At 71.5% G+C, this 20,983-nt stretch carries 15 protein-coding genes and 1 other RNA gene; 7 read left to right on the top strand and 9 right to left on the bottom strand.

Annotated features, from left to right (window positions below):
- Positions 1-117: 117 nt before the first annotated feature.
- The 5 genes from J2X55_RS12690 to J2X55_RS12710 all read right to left on the bottom strand — a co-directional run bounded on the left by J2X55_RS12690 (position 118) and on the right by J2X55_RS12710 (position 7,832).
- Positions 118-2,655: a glycosyl hydrolase family 65 protein gene (locus J2X55_RS12690; RefSeq protein ID WP_309823828.1), complete on the bottom strand. Its 2,538-nt coding sequence runs from the start codon at positions 2,653-2,655 to the stop codon at positions 118-120.
- Positions 2,656-2,774: 119 nt separating this feature from the next.
- Positions 2,775-3,509, bottom strand: a complete 735-nt coding sequence (locus J2X55_RS12695) for an HAD family phosphatase (RefSeq protein ID WP_115919240.1) — start codon at positions 3,507-3,509, stop codon at positions 2,775-2,777.
- Positions 3,510-3,641: 132 nt separating this feature from the next.
- On the bottom strand, positions 3,642-4,874 hold the full coding sequence (locus tag J2X55_RS12700) for an acetate/propionate family kinase (protein ID WP_115919242.1): 1,233 nt from the start codon (positions 4,872-4,874) through the stop codon (positions 3,642-3,644).
- A complete protein-coding gene (pta, locus tag J2X55_RS12705) occupies positions 4,871-7,015 on the bottom strand; it encodes a phosphate acetyltransferase (RefSeq protein WP_309823831.1) in 2,145 nt (714 codons plus the stop codon). Before pta ends, J2X55_RS12700 begins: the two co-directional genes overlap by 4 nt.
- Before the next feature lie 58 nt (positions 7,016-7,073).
- Positions 7,074-7,832 carry a DeoR/GlpR family DNA-binding transcription regulator gene (locus J2X55_RS12710; protein ID WP_309824030.1) on the bottom strand — a complete coding sequence of 253 codons (759 nt, stop codon included), beginning with the start codon at positions 7,830-7,832 and terminating at the stop codon, positions 7,074-7,076.
- Between the two features lie 43 nt (positions 7,833-7,875).
- Here J2X55_RS12710 and J2X55_RS12715 point away from each other — a divergent pair, with 43 nt between their 5' ends.
- Complete coding sequence (locus J2X55_RS12715) at positions 7,876-8,541, top strand: NUDIX domain-containing protein (RefSeq protein ID WP_309823833.1); 666 nt, start codon at positions 7,876-7,878, stop codon at positions 8,539-8,541.
- Positions 8,542-8,604: 63 nt separating this feature from the next.
- Here J2X55_RS12715 and ffs read toward each other — a convergent pair.
- The 3 genes from ffs to J2X55_RS12730 all read right to left on the bottom strand — a co-directional run bounded on the left by ffs (position 8,605) and on the right by J2X55_RS12730 (position 10,916).
- Positions 8,605-8,701: signal recognition particle sRNA small type (ffs, locus tag J2X55_RS12720), an RNA gene on the bottom strand.
- A gap of 21 nt (positions 8,702-8,722) precedes the next feature.
- Positions 8,723-9,427, bottom strand: coding sequence for a helix-turn-helix domain-containing protein (locus J2X55_RS12725; RefSeq protein ID WP_309823835.1), 705 nt, complete (start codon positions 9,425-9,427; stop codon positions 8,723-8,725).
- The gene (locus tag J2X55_RS12730; RefSeq protein WP_309823837.1) at positions 9,420-10,916 is read right to left on the bottom strand and encodes an APC family permease; all 1,497 of its coding nucleotides are present in this window, start codon (positions 10,914-10,916) and stop codon (positions 9,420-9,422) included. The genes J2X55_RS12725 and J2X55_RS12730 overlap by 8 nt, the downstream gene beginning before the upstream one ends.
- 202 nt (positions 10,917-11,118) lie before the next feature.
- Here J2X55_RS12730 and J2X55_RS12735 point away from each other — a divergent pair, with 202 nt between their 5' ends.
- The 3 genes from J2X55_RS12735 to J2X55_RS12745 all read left to right on the top strand — a co-directional run bounded on the left by J2X55_RS12735 (position 11,119) and on the right by J2X55_RS12745 (position 15,217).
- Complete coding sequence (locus tag J2X55_RS12735; protein ID WP_309823839.1) at positions 11,119-12,594, top strand: APC family permease; 1,476 nt, start codon at positions 11,119-11,121, stop codon at positions 12,592-12,594.
- A 123-nt stretch (positions 12,595-12,717) separates the two neighbouring features.
- Positions 12,718-14,724: a primary-amine oxidase gene (locus tag J2X55_RS12740; RefSeq protein ID WP_309823841.1), complete on the top strand. Its 2,007-nt coding sequence runs from the start codon at positions 12,718-12,720 to the stop codon at positions 14,722-14,724.
- Positions 14,725-14,728: 4 nt separating this feature from the next.
- A complete protein-coding gene (locus J2X55_RS12745) occupies positions 14,729-15,217 on the top strand; it encodes a hypothetical protein (protein WP_115919260.1) in 489 nt (162 codons plus the stop codon).
- Between the two features lie 40 nt (positions 15,218-15,257).
- On the opposite strand, the gene J2X55_RS12750 is transcribed toward J2X55_RS12745, so the two are convergent.
- Positions 15,258-16,190, bottom strand: a complete 933-nt coding sequence (locus tag J2X55_RS12750; protein WP_309823843.1) for an ROK family protein — start codon at positions 16,188-16,190, stop codon at positions 15,258-15,260.
- 165 nt (positions 16,191-16,355) lie between these two features.
- On the opposite strand from J2X55_RS12750, the gene J2X55_RS12755 reads away from it, so the two are divergent.
- Genes J2X55_RS12755 through J2X55_RS12765 form a run of 3 tightly spaced genes read left to right on the top strand, consistent with a single transcriptional unit; the run spans position 16,356 to position 20,969 of the window.
- The gene (locus J2X55_RS12755) at positions 16,356-17,408 is read left to right on the top strand and encodes a MoxR family ATPase (RefSeq protein WP_309823845.1); all 1,053 of its coding nucleotides are present in this window, start codon (positions 16,356-16,358) and stop codon (positions 17,406-17,408) included.
- Positions 17,405-18,661 carry a DUF58 domain-containing protein gene (locus tag J2X55_RS12760; RefSeq protein WP_309823847.1) on the top strand — a complete coding sequence of 419 codons (1,257 nt, stop codon included), beginning with the start codon at positions 17,405-17,407 and terminating at the stop codon, positions 18,659-18,661. The genes J2X55_RS12755 and J2X55_RS12760 overlap by 4 nt, the downstream gene beginning before the upstream one ends.
- Positions 18,648-20,969, top strand: coding sequence for a DUF3488 and transglutaminase-like domain-containing protein (locus J2X55_RS12765; RefSeq protein WP_309823849.1), 2,322 nt, complete (start codon positions 18,648-18,650; stop codon positions 20,967-20,969). Before J2X55_RS12760 ends, J2X55_RS12765 begins: the two co-directional genes overlap by 14 nt.
- Positions 20,970-20,983: the final 14 nt, after the last annotated feature.

Genomic DNA, 20,983 nt, shown 5'->3' on the forward strand with positions numbered 1-20,983 from the left:
GCCGTCACCGGAACAGGAGAACCCCCATCGGGCTTCCGTCGCCCGCAACGAACCCCCTGTTCTCGGACGCAAACGCCGAACGCGGCGACACCCGAAGGTGCGGCCGCGTCCGCGATGTCAGAAGCCGCCGTCGAGACCGACCGCGATCGGTCCGTCGTCGTCTCCGACGATCGGGATCGCCGTCGTGACGATCGGCACCGAGGCCGACAGGAGTGTGCCGTCCTCGCGGACCGAGCCCTCGAGTTGGCGGATCGACGGTCGCCCCGGACGCACCGGGCCCTGGCCGTGCAACGCGACGCGCACGGTCTCGCCCGGAGCAACGGTGTAGTCCACCCCGCGCACGGCGAAGGTGACGGGGGCGCCCTCTCCCCCGGCACGCAGGGTCAGCGCGGTCTCGGTGAGCGTGATGTCGAGGCGCGTGCCGTGCCAGTGCAGCACGTACGACAGCTCGGGCCAGTCGGCGGGCAGACGCGGGTCGAAGGTGAGCAGGCCGAAGTGATCGCGCATCCCGCCGAAACCGCTCACGAGCGCGGTCCACACGCCGCCGGCCGACGCCACGTGCACGCCGTCCGAAGCGTTGTGGTGCAGGTCGCCGAGGTCGACGAACGCGGCCTGACGGAAGTACTCCAGCGCGAGATCCTGGTACCCCACCTCGGCCGCCAGGATCGACTGGACGACGGCCGACAGCGTCGAGTCGCCCGTGGTCAGCGGGTCGTAGTACTCGAAGTCCGCGAGCTTCTCGGCATCCGTGAAGTGGTTTCCCTGCAGGAACAGCGCGAGCACCACATCGGCCTGCTTGAGCACCTGGTACCGGTAGATGACCAGCGGGTGGAAGTGCAGGAGCAGCGGGCGCTGGTCGGGCGGGGTGTTCTCAAGGTCCCAGATCTCGCGCTCGAGGAACACGGCGTCCTGGGGATGGATGCCGAGGGCCTCGCTGAACGGGATGTGCATGGCCTCGGCCGCCTTGTCCCACCGCTCGGGCTCCGAGGGGTCGAGGTTCATGCGGTCGGCCATCTGCGCGTAGGCCTCGGGGTTGTTCTCGGCGAGATCCCGGACCGTGCGCGCGGCGAAGCGCAGGTTGAAGCGCGCCATGACGTTCGTGAAGAGGTTGTCGTTGACGACGGTCGTGTACTCGTCGGGCCCGGTCACTCCGTGGATGTGGAACGAGTCCCGCTCTCCGTCTTCGGCGGCGTCGCTCGAGCGCCAGAAGCCGAGCGTCGACCACAGGCGGGCGGTGTCGACCGCGATGTCCACGCCCTCGCGGGCCAGGAACTCCTCGTCGCCCGTCGCGCGGACGTACTTCGCCAGCGCGAAGGCGACGTCGGCGTTGATGTGGTACTGCGCGGTTCCGGCGGCGTAGTACGCCGACGCCTCTTCGCCGTTGATCGTGCGCCACGGGAACAGGGCACCCGCTTCGTTGAGCTGGTGCGCGCGCTTTCGCGCCGCGGGGAGCATGAGGTACCGCATCCGCAGGGCGTTGCGTGCCCAGAGCGGCGAGGTGTACGCGAGGAACGGTAGGACGTAGACCTCGGTGTCCCAGAAGTAGTGGCCGCTGTAGCCGGAGCCCGTGACCCCCTTGGCCGGAACGCCCTGGCCGTCGGCGCGGGCCGCGGCCTGAGCGAGCTGGAAGAGGCACCAGCGCGTGGCCTGCTGCAGGTCGCCGTGACCGCCGATGCGCACGTCGGAGCGGTCCCAGAAGTCGGCGTACCAGGCGATCTGCTTCTCGACGAGCTCGTCGACCCCGGTCTCGACGGCGCGGTCGATCGTGCGGCGGCAGCGATCGAGCAGCTCACCCGTGGGGACGCCGCGCGACGTGTGGTAGCTCACCAGCTTGGTGATCGTCGTGGGGACGCCGGCCTTGGCGTGCACGCGGTAGACGTTCTTGGCGATGTCGGGCTCGACGAGCTGACGCGACGTGTACTCGTTCTCGGTCTCGACCAGGTGGTCGGCGATCACGGCGAGCGTCATGTTCGACTCGCTCACCTCGTAGCTGAGCGCCGAACGGCTGCCGTCCTGCCAGTACTCGCGCGGCTGCAGCACGCGGTCGCTGAGCTTCTCGGTCTTGCGCGGGTCGAAACCGGACTGCTTGGATGCCATGGGCGAGCCGCCGTAGATCCCCTCGCCGTCCTGACGGTTGAGCAGTTGGTTGCTCACGGTGACGGGCGCATCGGCATCGAGCACCGTCACGGTGAGGCGCAGCACGGCGAGGTGCTTCTCGTCGAACGAGACGAAGCGCTCGTCTTCGATGCGCACGCGCTTGCCCGAGGGCGTGACCCAGAGGAGGTTGCGACGGAGGATTCCCTGGCGCATGTCGAGCACGCGCTCGTACTCGCGCACGTCGGCGACGTCGAGGGAGAGCGGCTCGTCGTCGACGTAGACGCGCATGACCTTGGCATCCGGAGCGTTGATGATCGTCTGACCGACCTCGGCGAAGCCGTAGGCCTGCTCGGCGTGGCGGATCGGGAACGTCTCGTGGAAGCCGTTGATGAAGGTGCCCTGTTCGAGCGCGAAGCGGCCCTCGATGGAATTGCCGCGCAGACCCAGGTAGCCGTTGCCGACGGCGAAGAGGGTCTCGGTGACCCCCACGTCGTCGAGCGAGAACTCGGTTTCGACGAGGCGCCATTCGTCGACGGGGAAACGATCGCGATCGATCATCGGGGCGTGCCTTCCGGTGGCAGGGTCGTACGTCGGTGCGACGCGGCGTCGGGCCGCGCGCGGGTGGGGCGAGGTGCCGCCGCGAGAGACGGCGAGCGGGCGTCGCGAGAGGCGACGGCTCAGTCTACGAACGCGGCGAGGTCGTCGACGACCACGGTGGCCCCGGCGGCACGGAGGTCGTCCGCTCCGACCCCGCGATCGACGCCCACGACGACGCCGTAACCGGCGGCCGCGGCGGACTGCACGCCGCTCAGGGCATCCTCGACGGCCACGGAACGGGCGGGGTCGACCCCCAGCAGGCGGGCGGCCTCGGCGAAGACGTCGGGGGCGGGCTTCGACGAGAGGTTGTCACGCTCGGCGATCACCCCGTCCATGACGACGGGGAAACGCTCGCGGATGCCGGCGGCCTCGAGCACTTCGACGGCGTTCTTCGAACTCGACACCACCGCGATGGGGGTCCCCGCGGCCTGCAGCACGTCGAGGAGGGCGACCGAACCGGGGTACGGCGCGATGCCCTCGCTGCGCAGGATCCGCGAGAACACCTCGTTCTTGCGGTTGCCGACTCCGCACACCGTGTCTTCGGACGGGTCGTCGGAGGGCTCGCCCCACGGCACCTCGACGTCGCGGCTGCGCAGCAGGCTCGCGACACCGTCGTAGCGCTTCTTGCCGTCGACGTACTCGAAGTAGTCGCGATCGGTGTAGGGGGGCTCGATCTTCCAGGCGGCGAAGAGCTCGTCGAACATGGTCTTCCACGCGCGCATGTGGACCTCGGCCGTGGGCGTGAGAACGCCGTCGAGATCGAAGAGCACTCCCTCGAAGGCGGTGAGGTCGGGCAGGTCGGGGCTGTCGGTCACGTCGGGCTCCAGATCGGGAAGCGGGTCACGGGCGCCGATGCGCGGCCTCTTCAGGGTAGTGGTCGACGCTCGGGGCCGACCGCATTGCGGCCACCGGCCGTCCAGCGCGGGAGGGGCCGGTGGAGCAGCGGCTCAACCGGTGACCGAGAGCGTCTGACGCGCGATCTCGAGCTCTTCGTCGGTGGGGACGACGAGCACCTGGACGCGCGAGGCGTCGGTGGAGATGCGCCGGATGCCGCGCTCGCGCGCAGCGTTGCGCTCGGGATCGATCTCGACGCCCGCGAAACCGAGGGTGGCCATCGCGCCCGCTCGCACGGCGGCGGCGTTCTCTCCCACCCCCGCGGTGAACGAGATGACGTCGACACCGTCGAGCTGCGCGAGATACGCCCCGGCGTACGCCCGCAGCCGGTGGATGTAGACGTCGAAGGCGAGCTGGGCGGCCGGGTCGCCGGCATCCCTCCGCTGTCCGATGTCGCGCATGTCGGACACGCCCGCGAGCCCCAGCAGGCCGGAGCGCTTGTTGAGGAGCGTGTCGAGGTCGGAGATCGACATGTCGGCGCGGCGGGCGAGCTGGAGCAGCACCGCGGGGTCGAGGTCTCCGGAGCGCGTCCCCATGACGAGACCTTCGAGAGGGGTGAGTCCCATCGACGTGTCGACCGATCGGCCCCCCTCGATCGCGGCGACCGAGGCGCCGTTGCCGAGGTGGAACACGATCTGCTTGAGCTCACCGAGAGGGCGGCCGACGAAGGCGGCGGCCGCCTCGCTGACGAACTTGTGACTCGTTCCGTGGAAGCCGTACCGGCGGATGCGGTGGGCCTCGGCCACCTCGCGGTCGATCGCGTAGGTAAACGCCTCGGGGGCGAGCGACTGGTGGAACGCGGTGTCGAAGACGGCGACGTGCGGGACGTCGGGGAACGCCTTCTTGGCCGCGACGATGCCGGCGAGGTTCGCCGGGTTGTGGAGCGGCGCCAGGACCGAGAGCTCGTCGATGTTGATCTCGACGAGGGGCGTGACGACGGTCGGCGCGAAGAACCGCGCTCCACCGTGCACGACCCGGTGGCCGACGGCGACGGGCGGGTGCTCGTCGAGCGAGGGGCCGTGTTGCGCGAACGCCTCGAGCATGACGGCGAAACCCGCGGTGTGATCCGCGATCTCGCGCTCGATGGTCGCCGTGGCATCCGTCACGGTCGGGGCGGGGGCACCGGGCGCACCGAAGGACGCGGCCTTCACCGTGTGCGTCGCGACGCCGGTGCCCTCGCCGATGCGCTCGACGAGACCCGAGGCGAGGACCTCTTCGCGCGCCATGTCGAGCAGCTGGTACTTGAACGACGACGAGCCGCTGTTGACGACGAGGACGACGCTCATCGGGTGCCCCCCTGGGCCTGGATCGCGGTGATGGCGATGGTGTTGACGATGTCGTCGACGAGAGCGCCGCGCGACAGGTCGTTGATGGGTTTGTTGAGCCCCTGCAGCACGGGGCCGATCGCGACGGCACCGGCCGAGCGCTGCACCGCCTTGTACGTGTTGTTACCGGTGTTGAGGTCGGGGAAGACGAACACCGTCGCGCGTCCCGCGACCTCGGAGTCGGGCATCTTGGTCCGCGCCACCGCGGCGTCGGCGGCCGCGTCGTACTGGATGGGGCCCTCGACCAACAGCTGGGGTGCTCGCTCACGCACGAGCGCGGTGGCGGTGCGCACCTTCTCGACGTCGGCGCCCGTGCCCGACTCGCCCGTGGAGTACGACAGCATCGCCACGCGCGGCGCGATGCCGAACTGCTCGGCGGTCGCGGCCGACGACACGGCGATGTCGGCCAGCTGCTCGCTGGTGGGGTCGGGGATCACGGCGCAGTCGCCGTACACGAGCACGCGGTCGGCGAGGGCCATGAGGAACACGCTCGAGACGACCGAGACGCCCGGCGCGGTCTTGATGATCTCGAAGGCCGGGCGGATCGTGTGGGCGGTGGTGTGCGCGGCACCCGACACCATGCCGTCGGCCAGGCCAAGGTGCACCATGAGCGTGCCGAAGTACGACACGTCGGTGACGGTGTCGGCGGCCTGCGCATAGGTGACGCCCTTGTGCGCGCGAAGCCGGGCGTACTCGGTGGCGAACTTGTCGACGTGGACGGCGTCGAAGGGGCTCAGCACCTCGGCGTCGCGGATGTCGATGCCGAGCTCGATCGCGCGCCCCCGCACCTCGATCGGCTCGCCGAGGATCGTCAGATCGGCGATACCGCGCGAGAGCACGGTGGCTGCGGCGCGGAGCACGCGGTCGTCGGTGCCCTCGGGGAGCACGATGCGGCGCTTGTCACTGCGGGCGCGGTCGACGAGGCCGTACTCGAACATGAGCGGGGTGACGACGCTCGGGCGGGCGACGCCGAGCTCGCGCGTGAGCAACTCGGTGTCGACGTGGCGCTCGAACATCGCCAGGGCGGTGTCGTAGCGGTGCTGCGAGTCGGCGGCGAGACGGCCGCGCGTGTTCATGATCCGCACGGCCGTGTCGTAGGTGCCGAGGTCGGTCGCGATGATCGGCAGGGGCGAGCCGAGGCCGTCGATCAGGCGGACGATCGCATCGGGCAGCTCAAAGCCGCCGTTGAGGACGATGCCCGCCAGCGAGGGGAAGGTCCCCGAGGCGTTGGCGAGGAGGGCGGCGAGGAGCACCTCGCTGCGGTCGGCGGGGATGACCACGACCGCCGACTCCTTCAGACGCGGGAGGACGTTGACCATCGACATACCGGCCACGACGACGTCGAGCACCTCGCGCGTGAGCAGCGCCGGGTCGCCCTTGATCAGCTCACCCTCGACCGAGCGCAGCACGCCGCGCACCGAGGGGGCGATCAGGAACCGGTCTTCGGGCAGGGCCCAGACGGGGACGCTCCGCCGCTCGCCAGGCGCGCCGATAGCCCCGGCATCGACGACCTGCCGGACGGATGCCGTGATCTCGTCGAGGTGGTCGGGATCGGCGCGGTTCGCGATCACGGCGAAGAGCGCGGCTCGCTCGTGGTGGAGCTCGGCGACCGCGAGCGAGGCGATCTGTCCGACCTCGTGCGGGGTGCGGGCCACCGACATGCCCAGCGTCTCGCTGTGGCCCTGTTGCGCGCGGCCGCCCAGGACGAGGAGCACGGGGGCTCCGAGGTTGGCGGCGATCCGCGCGTTGTAGGCCAGCTCGGCGGGGCTTCCGACGTCGGTGTAGTCGCTGCCGATGATGACGACGGCGTCGCAGCGCGCTTCGACGGCCTTGTACCGCTCGACGATCCGCGCCAGCGCGGCATCGGCGTCGTCGCGCACATCGTCGTAGGTGACGCCGACGCAGTCGTCGTACGCGAGATCGACGCTGTCGTGGTCGAGCAGCATCTCGAGCACGTAGTCGCGCTCGGCGGTGGATCGCGCGATGGGCCGGAACACCCCCGCGCGCGGCGTGACGCGACTGAGCGCGTCGAGGACTCCCAGGGCCACCGAGGACTTGCCCGAATGACCTTCGGCCGACGTGATGTAGATGCTCTGCGTCACGCGTCCAGCCTATTGCGGGCCCCCGACAGCGCTCCGGGGTTGCTTCGGCGTCGAGTGATCAGGACGACGCGGGCAGCAGTGGCGCTCCCGCCGCGCGCAGTTCTCGCGCGAGCGCCTCGTCGGGATCGAGGTCGGCCACGATCCCGGTCACCCCGTCGAGGGGCAGGATGCCGAAGCGCGAGGCCGCCCCCAGCTTCTCCTCGCTCGCGAGAACGAACGTCTCGGCCGCGCGGGCGGCGAGCGCTCTCTTCATCGCCGCCTCTTCGGCATCCCCCGTCGACAGTCCCGTCTCGGGATGCACGCCCGTCACCCCCAGGAAGAACAGGTCGGCGGTGATGTTCTGCGCCGCCTCCATCGTCGCGGCGCCGCACGCCACGGCGGAGTGCTTGAAGATGCGCCCGCCCAGGACGATGACCTCGGCGTCGTGGTGCAGCAGCGCGGCAGCGACCGTCGGCGAATGGGTGATGACGGTCCCCGAGAACGAGCGCGGCAGCGCGTCGACCAGCGCGAGGGTCGTGGTGCCGCCGTCCAGCAGCACGGTCGCGCCCGGCTCGATCAGGGCCACTGCGGCCGCTGCGACCCGCGCTTTGCTCGAGCGGGCGACCTCGACACGCGCGGAGTAGTCGGCGACGGCCGGCGACGCCGGGAGGGCTCCGCCGTAGACGCGGACCGCGAGGCCCGCGGCATCCAGTTCTCGAAGATCCCGGCGGATGCTGTCTTCGGACAGGCCGAATTCGACGGCGATGTCTTTCACGACGAGGCGTCCATCGCGGCGGAGCCGATCGAGAAGGGCGTCCTTACGAGCGGCGGCGAGCATCACAGTCACATTCTTGCACGTTTCTGCACTATCGTTCCGAGTTATGGCCCCTCAACCCGGCACTACCGTTCCCGATCACCGCGGGCGCACCGGCCTGCACCTCACCGGACTCGACCTCGAACGCAATCCCCGCGTGCAGGTCACCGACGTCGAGCTCCTCGCCGCCGGGTGGCACGTGCTGCGCGCCACGACGTTCCGCTACCGCGGCGACGACGGCGAGTGGACCACCCTCACCCGTGAGACCTACGACCGCGGCAACGGCGCGACGATCCTGCTCTACGACCTCGCACGGCGGACCGTGCTGCTCACCCGCCAGTTCCGCTACCCGATCTATGTCAACGACCACCCCGACGGAATGCTCATCGAGACCGCGGCGGGCCTGCTCGACGACGACGACCCGGTCACCGCGATCCGCCGCGAGAGCGAAGAGGAGACCGGCGTACGGGTCGCCGAGGTCGAGCACGTGTTCGACGTCTACATGAGCCCGGGATCGGTCACCGAACGCCTGCACTTCTTCGCCGCAGCCTACGACGGGGCCGAGCGCGAGGGCGACCGCGGCGGTCTCGCCGAAGAGGACGAAGAGATCGAGATCCTCGAGTACGAGATCGACGAGGCTCTCGGCATGATCCGCGACGGGCGGATCCAGGATGCCAAGACCATCATGCTGCTGCAGTGGGCCGTGCTCGACGGCCCCTTCGCGCGGCGCTGAGGTCGCGGCATTCTTCACCCTGGGGGCCGGCGCGAGCGCCCGATGAACAAGCCGCCCGGGCAAAGAAAAGACCCTCCGCGCACCCGATAGAGCCTGGTTACCCTTGCTACGTTTCCGTCCTGGGGGAGTTGGCCGGGATACCGCCACGCGGAGAGCCGACGATCACTCTACCCGATGCGCGTCACACCACGAGCGGCGCGAGAGCGCGCGCGGCCGGACGCAAGTGCGCGAGCACGGCATCCGGCTCATCGACCCGGTGACGAGGACCCGAGAATCCCAGAGCGCCGGCGAGAGCCCCGGCGCCGTCGCGAAGAGGGACGGCGAGGCATCCGGATGCCGCGGTGATCTCCCCGCACTGGCGCGTCGCGCCCCATCGCTGCACGTCGGCGCGCGCGGTGTCGACGACGGTGCCGGTGGCACCGGCATCCTCGACGAGCAGGAGACGGCCGAGCGCGAACCGTTCCGGCTCGCGCCCCAGCCGGGCGTGGTCGGACAGGGGAAAGTCGGGGTCGGCGTCGACGACGACTACCCGGTTGTCGATGAACAGCACCACGTGCACTCCCCCGCGCACCTGACGACGGGCGTCGTCTACCACCGCACGCGCGGCCGACGACAAGCGCGCGGGCGGCGCCGCGACCGCGGCCAGCTGCGCGACCTTCGCGCCGAGTGCGAACCCGGTGAGATCGGGCGTACGGACGAGGTACTCGTCTTCGACGAGAAGGTTGAGCAGGCGATAGGTCGTCGCACGCGGCAGCCCGAGCTCCGTCGACAGCCGCTGGGCGCTCACGCCGGCACCGAGGTGGGCGACCGCTTCGAGCACGGACAGCGCCGAGTGCACGGCCCCGGGCTGGCGCGCCGACAGGGCCGGCGCCTCCCGCTCACGCATCGCCCGGATGCCGCGGCGACGGCACTCCCCCGAGCACCTGCGCCGCAACCGGCTCGTCGTAGGCACCGATCGATCCGGGGCCGTGGCGACGACGCAGGAGCGCGATCACGGCCGCGAACACCGCCGCGAGGACGCCGATCACCAGCACGAGGCTGCCGCCGCCGAGAGCGTCATGGACGAAGAACGCGCCCAGTGCGGCGGTGAGAGCGACGGCCGCGACACCGGCGGTCACCGCGGGGCCCGCCGTCAGCTCGCCGATGCGGCGAAGGAACACGGGAGCTGCGACGCACACCAGGATGTAGGCCACGATGTATCCGGCCGCGCCCACCGACAGCGTGACGTGCATCGCGTCGCGCATGTCGACGCCTCCCGCCACGAGCAACAACGGCACACCCGCGATCACCGGGAGAGCCACCGCGACCGCGGTCGCGGGGGTTCCGAACCGGGAGTGGGTACGGCCCACGGGTGCCGGCAGCACCCCGTCACGGCTCATCGCGAACAGCACTCGTACGAGAGCCGTCGTGGTGCCGATCGCGCACGCGAGGAAGGACGCGGTGATCCCGACATCTGCCACGACGCCCCATCCACCGAGGCCGTAGGCGGCGGCGAGGTCGTTGACGGGCGACGCGCTCGCGGCGAGATCGATGCCCAGCGCGTCGAAGCCGGCCACCTGCGTCGCCGCGGCGAGCACGTAGAGGGCGCCGGAGAGGATCACGGTCCCCGTGATCGCCCGGGGCACGTTGCGAAGCGGGGCGACCGATTCGACACTCAAGGTCGCCGCCGACTCGAACCCGACGAAGGCCGTGACGGCGACGACGGCGCCGGCGGCGAGCGCGACCGGGTCGAACGACGACCGGGCCCCGATCATCGCGCCGACGTCGATCGGACCGATGTTGACCAGCAGCACGCCCAGTAAGACGACGATGAGCGTCACGGACAACGCCTCGACGACGAGGGCGGCCCGCGCCGAGACGTGGATGCCGCGCACGAGCACGAAAGCCACGAGAGCGGCCTGCACGACGAGCGCACCCGCGGCGACGAGGGGACGATTCAGTGTCGGCCAGAGCCCCGCCAGGAGATAAGTGGCGTAATACGCCCCGCCGAGGAGCGCGAACATCGCCACGCCCGCGTAGCCGGTGAGGATGGCGGCCCCGGCGGCGAGGCCCGCGCGCACGCCGAGTCCGCGCGCGGTGTACGTGTACAGCGCACCCGCGGCCGCGAAGCGCCGCGCGAACTGCCCGACCGTGCGAGCGACGCACAGGCTCAGTACCGCCGCCGCGATGATCGCCGGAACCGTGACGCCGGGCGCGACGCCGGCAACCAGGAGCACGACGGTCGTCGCCGCGGCCGCCGGGGCGACGGCGGCCACCGACTGCGCCGCGAGGTCGACGATGCCGATGCGCCGACGTTCGAGACCGTGCAGGGGCGAGCGGTCGCCGAACCCGGCGACCGGATCGGGTCGTGCGATGGCGCGTGAGAGTGCGGTCATGGCGTCTTTCGTCGGGGTGCGCCGACCGTACGCCGCGGGCGTTGCCCCCTCACGACACGCGTGTTTCGGGCTCGTGTCCCCGACTGAGACAGCGGCGACGGGGCGTCTCAGTCGTGGCGCACACACCTTCACGTCGTTTCAACGGCGGGGCAACGCACCGGGAGGAACCTCGGGGGCACACCCGAACACGTAAGGAACCGACATGACCCAGCTGGAATCGAAGGGGGTGGCGGCGTCGGCGAAGCGGACGCTGCAGGGCTCCCTGGGCGTCACGGCGATCGTCTTCATGGTCGTCGCCGCGGCCTCGCCGCTCACCGTCGTCGGGGGCGCCGCGCCCCTCGGCATCCTGATCGGCAACGGTGCGGGCTTCCCGACGCTGTACGCCATCAGCGCCGTCATCCTGCTGCTGTTCGCGGTGGGTCTGGCCGCGATGACGCGGCACGTCCCCCGCCCCGGCGCGTTCTTCACCTACATCGGCTACGGCCTCGGACGCCCCTCGGGCCTGGCCGCGGCGTGGACGGCGATGCTCACCTACACGACCATCCAGGTCTCGGTGTACGGCTACATCGGCTACCTGCTCGAGATCACCGTCGTCTCGCTCGGCGGACCCGACCTGGCGTGGTGGCTGTACGCCCTCGCGGTCGTGGGGCTCGTCGGCATCCTGGGCTATCGCCACATCGACCTCTCGAGCAAGGTGCTCGGCGTGCTGCTGGTGGCCGAGGTCGCCATCGTGCTCGCGCTCGTCGCGGCCGTCGTGTTCAACGGCGGACCCGAGGGGCTGAGCGCGGCGCCCTTCGAGCCGGCGAACGTGCTGAGCGGCTCCCCCGGCGTCGGCCTGATGTTCGCGATCGCCGCCTTCATCGGCTTCGAGGCCACGGCGATCTTCCGCGACGAGGCGCGCGACCCCGACCGCACGATCCCCCGCGCCACCTACGGCGCCGTCATCGGCATCGGCGTCTTCTACACGCTCGCCTCGTGGGGCCTCGTGATGGCGTGGGGTCCGAACGGGGTGCTGGCCGCCGCCGCGGAAGACCCGGGCACCCTGATGCTCCGCACGGTCGCGATCTACCTCGGCACGGTCGGCGAGATCATCGTCAACGTCCTGCTGCTGACGTCGATGTTCGCGTGCGTGCTGTCGTTCCACAACGTCCTGACCCGCTACCAGCACGCGATGGCGGGCGCCGGGGTGCTTCCCGACCGCGTCGGCGGCGTCCACGCGAAGCACCTCTCGCCCCACGTGTCGTCGATCGTGCAGACGGCGACGGCCGCGGTCCTCCTGGCGATCTTCGCGGTCCTGAACCTCGACCCCCTGCTGCAGGTGTTCACGTGGTTCGCCGGCGTCGCGACCCTCTCCATCGCGATCCTCATGGCCGCGACCTCGGTCGCCGTGATCGTGTACTTCGCCCGCGCCCGCGCCGACCGCCGCGTCTGGAACACGATCATCGCCCCCGCGCTCGGCTTCGTGGGGCTGGCGGTGTCGGCCGTGATCATCGTTGTGTACTTCCCGATCATGGTCGGCGACGTCGACGGTGACGGGAACCCCGTCTTCGGGGCCGTGAGCTGGGCGCTGCTCGCTCTCGTGGTGCTCTTCCCCGCGCTCGGGTACGCCCAGGCCGCGTGGATCCGCCGTCGCCGTCCCGCCGCCTACGCCAAGCTCACCGACAGCATCGCGGGCTGATCCCGGATGCCGCGGCCCGGCGGCACCGTCCGCGCCACGGTCCCGCTCCGTGATCGCGCACCGGCGCCGCGGCATCCGTCCCCGCTCCTCTTCGTCCCACCCGTTCCACCCGAGAGAGACACCATGACCCTCACCGATCCGACCTCCACCGCCTTCGTGGCTCCCGCGACGCCCGCTCACCCCCTCGCCTCCCTCTCCCCCGAAGAGATCACCGCGGTCCACGCGATCGTCGCCGGGCTCGACGGCATCGACGAGGCCACGCGCTTCGCCTACGTCGGCCTCGAGGAGGCGCCGAAGGGCGAGGTGCTCGCCTGGGAGCGCGGCGAGGCCGCCTTCCCGGAGCGCCGCGCGCGGGTTCAGCTGCTGAACCTGCGCACCGCCCATTCGCTCGACCTCGTCGTCTCGCTCGCGACCGGGAAGGTGCTGCGCTCCACCGAGCTCGACGGGTCGGACGGGCAGCTGCCGATCCTCGACGCGGAGTTCGAGGAGGTGGGGATCATCGCCAACGAGAGCACCGAGTGGATCGCCGCTCTCGCCGCGCGGGGCCTCACGACCGACGACGTCGTGCTCGTCCCCCTCTCGGCCGGGCACTACGGCTACGAGAACGAGGTGGGCCGCCGCGTGCTGCGCACCTTCGCGTTCCGGCAGGACCACCCGGCCGACCACCCGTGGGCCCACCCCGTCGACGGCCTCACCGCCTACATCGACGTCGCCGATCGCAGGATCATCGAGATCGTCGACACCCCCGGGTTCACCGTGCCCGAGACGCACGGCAACTTCGACGACCCCCAGCTGCAAGGCCCGCCCCTGGAGGGCCTGAAGCCCATCGTCATCACTCAGCCCGAGGGCTCGAGCTTCGCCGTCGACGGCGAGCACGTCACGTGGGGCGAATGGGACCTGCGCATCGGCTTCGACACCCGCGAGGGCCTGATCCTGCGCCAGCTCTCGTTCGCCGGTCGCCCCGTGATGTACCGCGGCTCGATCAGCGAGATGGTCGTGCCCTACGCCGACCCCGCGCCCAACCGCTTCTGGCAGAACTACTTCGACACCGGCGAGTACCTCTTCGGCCGCTACACGAACGAGCTCGAGCTCGGCTGCGACTGCGTCGGCGACATCACCTACGTCGACGCCGTGCTGTCGGACGAGAACGGGATGCCGCGCACCGTCCGCAACGCGGTGTGCATGCACGAGGAGGACTTCGGCACCCTGTGGAAGCACACCGACATCTTCACGGGCTCCAGCGAGGTCCGCCGATCGCGGCGACTGGTCATCTCGTTCTTCACCACGGTCGGCAACTACGACTACGGCTTCTACTGGTACCTCTACCTCGACGGCACCATCGAGTGCGAGGCGAAGCTCACCGGCATCCTGTTCACCTCGGCGTACCCGGGTGAGGACTACCCCTTCGCCTCCGAGGTCGCCCCGGGACTCGGCGCGCCGTACCACCAGCACCTCTTCTCCGCGCGGTTGGACATGACCGTCGACGGGGTCGCCAACGTCGTAAACGAGATCGACGCCGTGCGCGTGCCGATCTCGGCCGAGAACCCCGCCGGCAATGCGTTCACCAAGAAGGTGACGCCGATCGCCTCCGAGAAAGTATCGGGGCGCGTCGCCGACGGCGCCGTCAACCGGGTGTGGCAGATCGCCTCGACCGAGAAGACCACCGAGCGCGGGCAAGCGACCTCGTACATGCTCTTCCCGACCGAGACGCCCGTGCTGCTCGCCGACGACGACTCCTCGATCGCCGCCCGTGCCGCCTTCGCCACGAAGAACCTTTTCGTCACGAAGTACGACCCCGACGAGCGCTACGCTGCGGGCGACTTCGTGAACCAGCATCCGGGCGGGGCCGGGATCCCGGCCTTCATCGCGGGCGACGAACCGCTCGTGGGCGAAGACGTCGTGCTCTGGCACACCTTCGGTCTCACGCACTTCCCGCGCAACGAGGACTGGCCCGTCATGCCCATGGACTACGCGAAGTTCACGCTCAAGCCGTACAACTTCTTCGAGCGCAACCCCGTGCTGAACGTGCCCGCCCCGGCGAACACCCACTGCGCGCCCGCCGCGCACGGGGGTGCGCACGGGCATGGCCCGCACGGGGACGAGTCACCGGCGTCCGAATGCCATTGCTGAGGCGATGAGCGAGATCCTCCATGCGGCCGCGGTCGCTCCCGCCGCGCTCGGCGCTTGTTGTCTGGCCGCCGACCGCGCGCGGGTGCGGCCGCCCGAGGTCGCAGCCTCGGTGCTCATGCTGGTGGCCATGCTGGACGCTGCGGTGTTCGGTGTCGTGGCCCCCGTCGGCTGGACGGCCCTGCTTCTCATCGCGGCGCTGGCTCTGGCTGTCTGGCGGCGGCCGCGGCAGCGACGGACGCCTCGCCAGCCCGCTCTGATGACCGCGCACACCACGCTCGGCATGGTCGTGATGGCAGCGCTGCAGCTGGGCATGGGGTCGCACACCGCCGGCCACGCGCACGGCCCGGCCCTCGCGCCCGTGCTCGTCGTCTGCGTCGTCGGGTACGTCGGCCTCTCGTTGGCGGCGGGACAACGGATGCCGGCCCTTCTCGACCGCGTGCAGATCGGTGCGATGACGGCCTCCGTCGTCCTCATGGCGGTGGCAGCGGCGTGAGGTCCGGGAACGACCGCGCGCCCGTCTGTGCCTCGTGCCGTCAGCCCCGCAGCGCCAGCGCCGCCGCGCCCAGCAGTGGGCCGTCGCCGTCGAGGCCGGAACCGACGATGCGGCAGCGTCGCGCGTAGGCGTGCAGCGAGGCGGCCTGGGCCGCGGCGCGCACCTGCTCGATGTAGTCGGGGGCGACCTGCGAGAAGCCGCCGGCGATGGCCACGGCCTCGAGATCGCAAAGGGTGGCGGCCGCGGCGATGGCCTGGCCGACCGCGGTCGCCGACCGGCTCACGGCGGCGACGGCCGTGGCATCCCCCGCCGCGTGCGAGGCCGCGAGGTCGAGACCGGTCTCGCCCTCCCAGCCCTGGGCCTGGGCCCAGGCGACGGTTCCTGGACCCGCGGCGACGGCCTCGAGCGTGGCCTCCACGACCTCGCCGCCCTCGAGGGTGCGGACGAAGGTCTGACCCAGGTGGCCGGCGTTGCCGCTCGCCCCGCTCACGGGTCGGCCGCCGAGCACGAGGCCCCCGCCCACACCGGTCGACACGACGATCGCCATCGCGTCATCGCACCCGACGAGGGCACCGCGCCAGTGCTCGGCGAGAGCGATGCAGGTGCCGTCGAGTGCGAGATGGATCGGGCCGTCGACCAATCCGCCCAGGACGTCGTCGATGGGCAGTCCGGCCGCGAGCGGAAGGTTCAGCGGGGACACCGAGCGCGAGGGCAGGTCGACCGGGCCCGCGCTGCCGACGCCGATCGCGGTGACCATGGCCCCCGGTACGGCGGCGAGCGCGGCCTCGGCGGCCGCGCGGACGTTCCCGGCGATGGTGTCGCGGTCGTTCTCGCGGCCGGTGGGGCGTCGGGTCACGCTCGCGCGGACCACCTCGCCGTCGGTCGAGACCAGGGCTGCGTCGACCTTCGTCCCGCCGATGTCGACGGCGAGCACATGGGTGACGGCGGGCAGAGACGGGGTGGTGTGCGACATGCGCGGGCTCCTCGGGTGGACCAACGCTCCCCGATCCTAGGGGTGCACCCTCTCGCCGAGTGACGCCTGTGCACCCTCGGTTTTCCGACCCCCGCCGTCGTGCCGCGGGTTACGATCGGGTCACGGTGGCGAGGATGCGCCCGCCTCCGCGACACGAGGGATGCCATGGACGAGACGGTCACGCCCGAGGCGACCACGCGGCTGCGCCGCGCCGATACCGCCACCGGACCCGCCCGACCCGGGGTCGACACCCCTCTGGATACGGCGTCTTTCGCCCGGCTGACCGGGGACATCGTGGCATCCGTGTCGACGGTCATCGACGGCAAGCCGGACGCCGTGCGCAGCGCTCTCATCGCCCTTCTCGCCGAAGGCCACCTGCTCATCGAGGACGTCCCGGGCGTCGGCAAGACGATGCTCGCGCGGGCACTGGCCGCCACGGTCGACGCCGACGTGCGCCGCATCCAGTTCACTCCCGATCTGCTACCGGGCGACATCACCGGCGTGTCGGTGTTCAACCCCGTGCAGCGGCAGTTCGAGTTCACCCCGGGGGCGGTCTTCGCCCACATCGTGATCGCGGACGAGATCAACCGCTCCTCCCCCAAGACGCAGTCGTCGTTGCTCGAAGCCATGGAGGAGCGCCAGGTCACGGTCGACGGCCGCACGCACGTGCTCCCCTCGCCCTTCCTCGTCGTCGCGACGCAGAACCCCTTCGAGATGGAGGGCACGTATGTGCTCCCCGAGGCCCAGCGCGACCGCTTCCTGCTGCGCATCTCGATGGGCTACCCGGATGCCGCAGCCGAGGCACTCATGCTTCGCCAGCGCGACGCGGTGAACCCTCTCGACGCCCTGACGCCCGTGGTGACCGCGCGTCAGGTGACCGCCATGATCGCCTGGGCGCGAGGGGTGCACGTGGCCCCGGCTCTCGAGGAGTACGTCGTCGCCCTGGCTCAGGCCACCCGCAGCCACCCCGACATCCGCCTGGGGGCGAGCCCGCGCGCCACTCTGCAGCTCGTGCGCGCCGCGAAGGTGCGCGCCGCTCTCGACGGCCGCGCGTACGTCATCCCCGACGACATCACCGCCCTCCTGTCGCCGGTCTTCGCCCACCGCCTCATCGCCAATCGTTCGGCGGCCGGCGGTCGGGCCGGGACCGCGGTGGTCGCCGACGCGCTCGAGCGCATCGCAGCGAGCGTGCGCGTCCCCCTCGCTCCCCGACCGTGAGCGCCGGCGTGCGGCGCCTCTGGCCCCTCACCCTGCGGGGCACGGGGGCCGTCCTCCTCGCCGCCGCGGGGTTCGTGATCGCGCAGCGCGCCGGCATCCCCGAACTGATGTACTTCGCCACCCTGCTCGTGGCGCTGCTGGCGGTGTCGGCCCTCGCACTGCTGCTGACCCGCGGCAAGGGCTCGGCCTCGCGTGTTGTGACCCCCGAGGCTCCCGAGGTCGGAGGCTCGGCGACGGTCGTGGTCCGGGCCGGGCTCTCGAGCGCTCTTCCCACGGGTCCGGGGCGCTGGAACGACACCCTCCCCGCGGGACTGACCGGGCGGGCGCAGGGCACATCGGCTCCGATCGCCTCGACGCTGTCGGGAGGAGCGGGCACGGTCGAGGTGCGCTACGACGTGGTCGGCGCTTCGCGCGGCATCCATTCGATCGGGCCCCTCGAGGTGACCACCACCGATCCCTTCGGCCTGGTGCGCCGACGCATCGCCCTGGGCCGGACGACCCCCGTGACGGTGGCCCCGGCGATCGTCGACCTGGCGCCGCTGCCCTCCGCGTCAGGTGAGGCGGGCGGCACGCGCCAGACCGCGACCCTTCAGCTCGGCCAGGGGGCCGACAACCTCGTCGCCCGTCCCTACGCGCCGGGCGATTCGATGCGCCGTATCCACTGGCGCGCCACCGCGCACCGCGACACCCTCATGGTGCGGCAGGAGGAGCAGGAGTCCTCCCCCGCCGCCACGGTCGTCCTCGACCGCGCCCTGTCACGGTGGTCGCCACTGGCCGCCCACGCGCCCGGCAGCGATCCCGCGTTCGAAGCGGCGGTGACCGCGTGCGTCTCGGCCGTCGCCCACCTCGTGCACGAGGGCTACACCGTCGACGTGGTCGACAGCGACGGCACCCTGTTGACCGACCCGGTCGAGGGGGGAGACGTCGTCGAGGCTCGTGCGGCGGCTGCGGGCTTCGCGAGCCTGCGCGCCCGGGCGGACGACCCCTCGCACCGCATCGTGCCGGCGACGGTCGCGTCGCTGTCGGGCCCCGTGGTGGTGGTCACCGGAACCCTGCACCCCGAAGACCGCGCCGCCCTCGGTGCCGCCGGCACGAACTCCGCGCTTCCGATACTGCTGGTCGTGGCCGAGGATGCGCAGCTCGACGCCGTGCAGAGCACCGGCTGGCGCGCTGCGCACCTGCGTCCGGGCGCGGACCTCGCCCTCGCCTGGGACGACGCGATGGAACAGGGGAACACCCGTGTCGGTCGCTGATCTCACCGTGCTGCGCACTCCCCGCCGTCGGCGCGACGCCACCCTGCTGACGATCGGCCTGTTCGCCGCGATCGCCGCCGCGATGCTACCGGTCTTCTCGGTCATCGCCCCGGGCTCCTGGGTCGCCGGTGCCGTCCTCGTCGCCGGAGGCTCCCTCGGTGCGGGGCTGGTGGTGCGCCTCTCGCGACTGCCCGCCCTCGTGGCGAGCGTCGCCGAGATCGTCGTGTGGATCGTGCTGCTCACGGCGGTCTTCGGCCGCTCCACGGCTCTTCTCGGCATCATCCCCACCCCCTCGACCTTCGCCTCGGTCCCCGGCCTGATCGCCCAGGCGTCGGCGGAGATCCGCGACGGCGTCGCTCCCGTCCCGCCCGACGAGGGCCTGGCGTTCCTGCTGGTCGCCGCGATCGGCGCTCTCGCGATCGTGCTCGATCACGTCGTGTTGACGGCCCGGATGCCGTTGCTCGCCGGGGTGGGCCTGATCGCCGTCTCGCTCATCCCGACGATCGCGATCCCCTCCGACGTCGACATCGCGAGCTTCGTGCTGCTGGCCGCCGCGCTGCTGTTCCTGCTCCGGGTCGACACACGCGCTCGCGCCGCAGGTCCCGCGCGTCGGGACGCCCGTGCCCCCTCCCCGCAGAACCGCCGTCTGTTCGGGGCATCGGCCACGGCTCTGGGCGTCGCCGCCGTGGCCGTGATCGTCGCCGTGGTCGCCACGCCCCTGCTCCCCCAGCCGGGCCTGCGGTTCGCCAGCGGTGGGACGGGCGGCCTCGGCACGACCATCAACCCCAACCTCGAGCTCGGCAACGACCTGCGTCAGCCGCGCGACGTCGAGGTGCTGAAGGTGCGGACGACCGGCCCGACGGCGCCCTACCTGCGGGCGGTCACCCTGTCGCGCTTCGACGGCGCCGTCTGGCAGCCCGACAGCTTCGACACCGTCACGGTGCCCTCGGACGGCGCGGTGTTCGACCGCGTCGGCGTCGACGGCGACATCGCCCTCGCCGACTGGACGACCACGGTCACCGTCGACCAGCTCGACAGCCCGTGGCTGCCGGTGCCCTACCCCGCCTCGACGGTGACGGGCCTGGACGGCGACTGGCTGGGCATGCCGCAGAATCGCACGGTCGTCAGCCGAGCCGGGTCCACGCGCGAGCAGGTGTACGAGGTGCAGGCCAGCGTGCCCCGCCCGACCCTGGAGCAGATCCGCTCCAAGGCCGCGGGCGGAGCCGGTCTCGACCCGGATCTCACCGCACTCCCCGCCGACGTGCCCGCCATCATCGGCGACACCGCGCGCGAGGTCACCGCGAGCGCACAGACGCCCTACGACAAGCTCGTGACCCTGCAGAACTGGTTCCGCAGCAGCCAGTTCCGCTATTCGCTCGACGCCCCCGTCGATTCCGGCTTCGACGGTGCGGGCCTCGACGCCGTCGCGCAGTTCCTGCAGGTGCGCGCCGGGTACTGCGTCCACTACGCGTCGGCTTTCGCCGTCATGGCGCGCACCCTCGGCATCCCCGCGCGCATCGTCATCGGGTATCTTCCGGGCACGGCCTCGAGCATCCCCCAGCAGGGCGGGGTCGAGTACTCGGTCAGCTCGAGTCAGCTGCACTCGTGGCCCGAGGTGTACTTCGAGGGCATCGGATGGGTCCCGTTCGAGCCGACCAACAGCCTCGGCGTCCCGACCAACTTCGCCTCGGGCTCCTCGGGGAACGGCACGACCACCCCGAACGCCCCGACCCAGGATGCCGACACCCCGGCCGACCAGCCCTCGACCGCGCCCTCGGAGGCAGCGGAGAACGACCCCGGGGCTCAGGCCACCGGTGGTGGCTCGGTCACCGCGCGGCAGAGCACCGCGTGGGTCGCCCCGGTCCTCGGCATCCTCGTGCTGCTGGTGCTCGCGGCCCTGCCCGCGGTGGCCCGGCTGGTCCTGCGCCGCCGACGCCTCGCCGCCGCACGCGCGGGCGACCCGGTCGCGGCGTGGACGGCGATGCTCGAGGACGCGGTGGACCTCGGCATCCCGGTGTCTTCCGCCCTCTCGCCGCGCGCGTTCGCGGCGATCCTCGTCGACGAGCACGGTGCGCAGGCGAATGACGTCGACCTCCTGCGCGACGCCGTGGAACGGGTGAGCTACGCGGGCGAGAGCCGCGACCCCGAGCAGGGGGCGGTGCTGGTCGCCGCCGTCGCGGGAGTGCGCAGCGGTCTCGAGGCGAAGGCGACGCCGCTGCGCCGGTTCCTCGCGCGGGCGTATCCCCGCTCGCTCGTCGTGCGACCGGGCGCCGTCACGGCGCCGGAGCGAGAGAGCGTCTCGCGCTAACGAGAAGAGCGCCA

The sequence above is a fragment of the Microbacterium sp. 1154 genome (assembly GCF_031455375.1).
Taxonomy (GTDB): Bacteria; Actinomycetota; Actinomycetes; order Actinomycetales; family Microbacteriaceae; genus Microbacterium.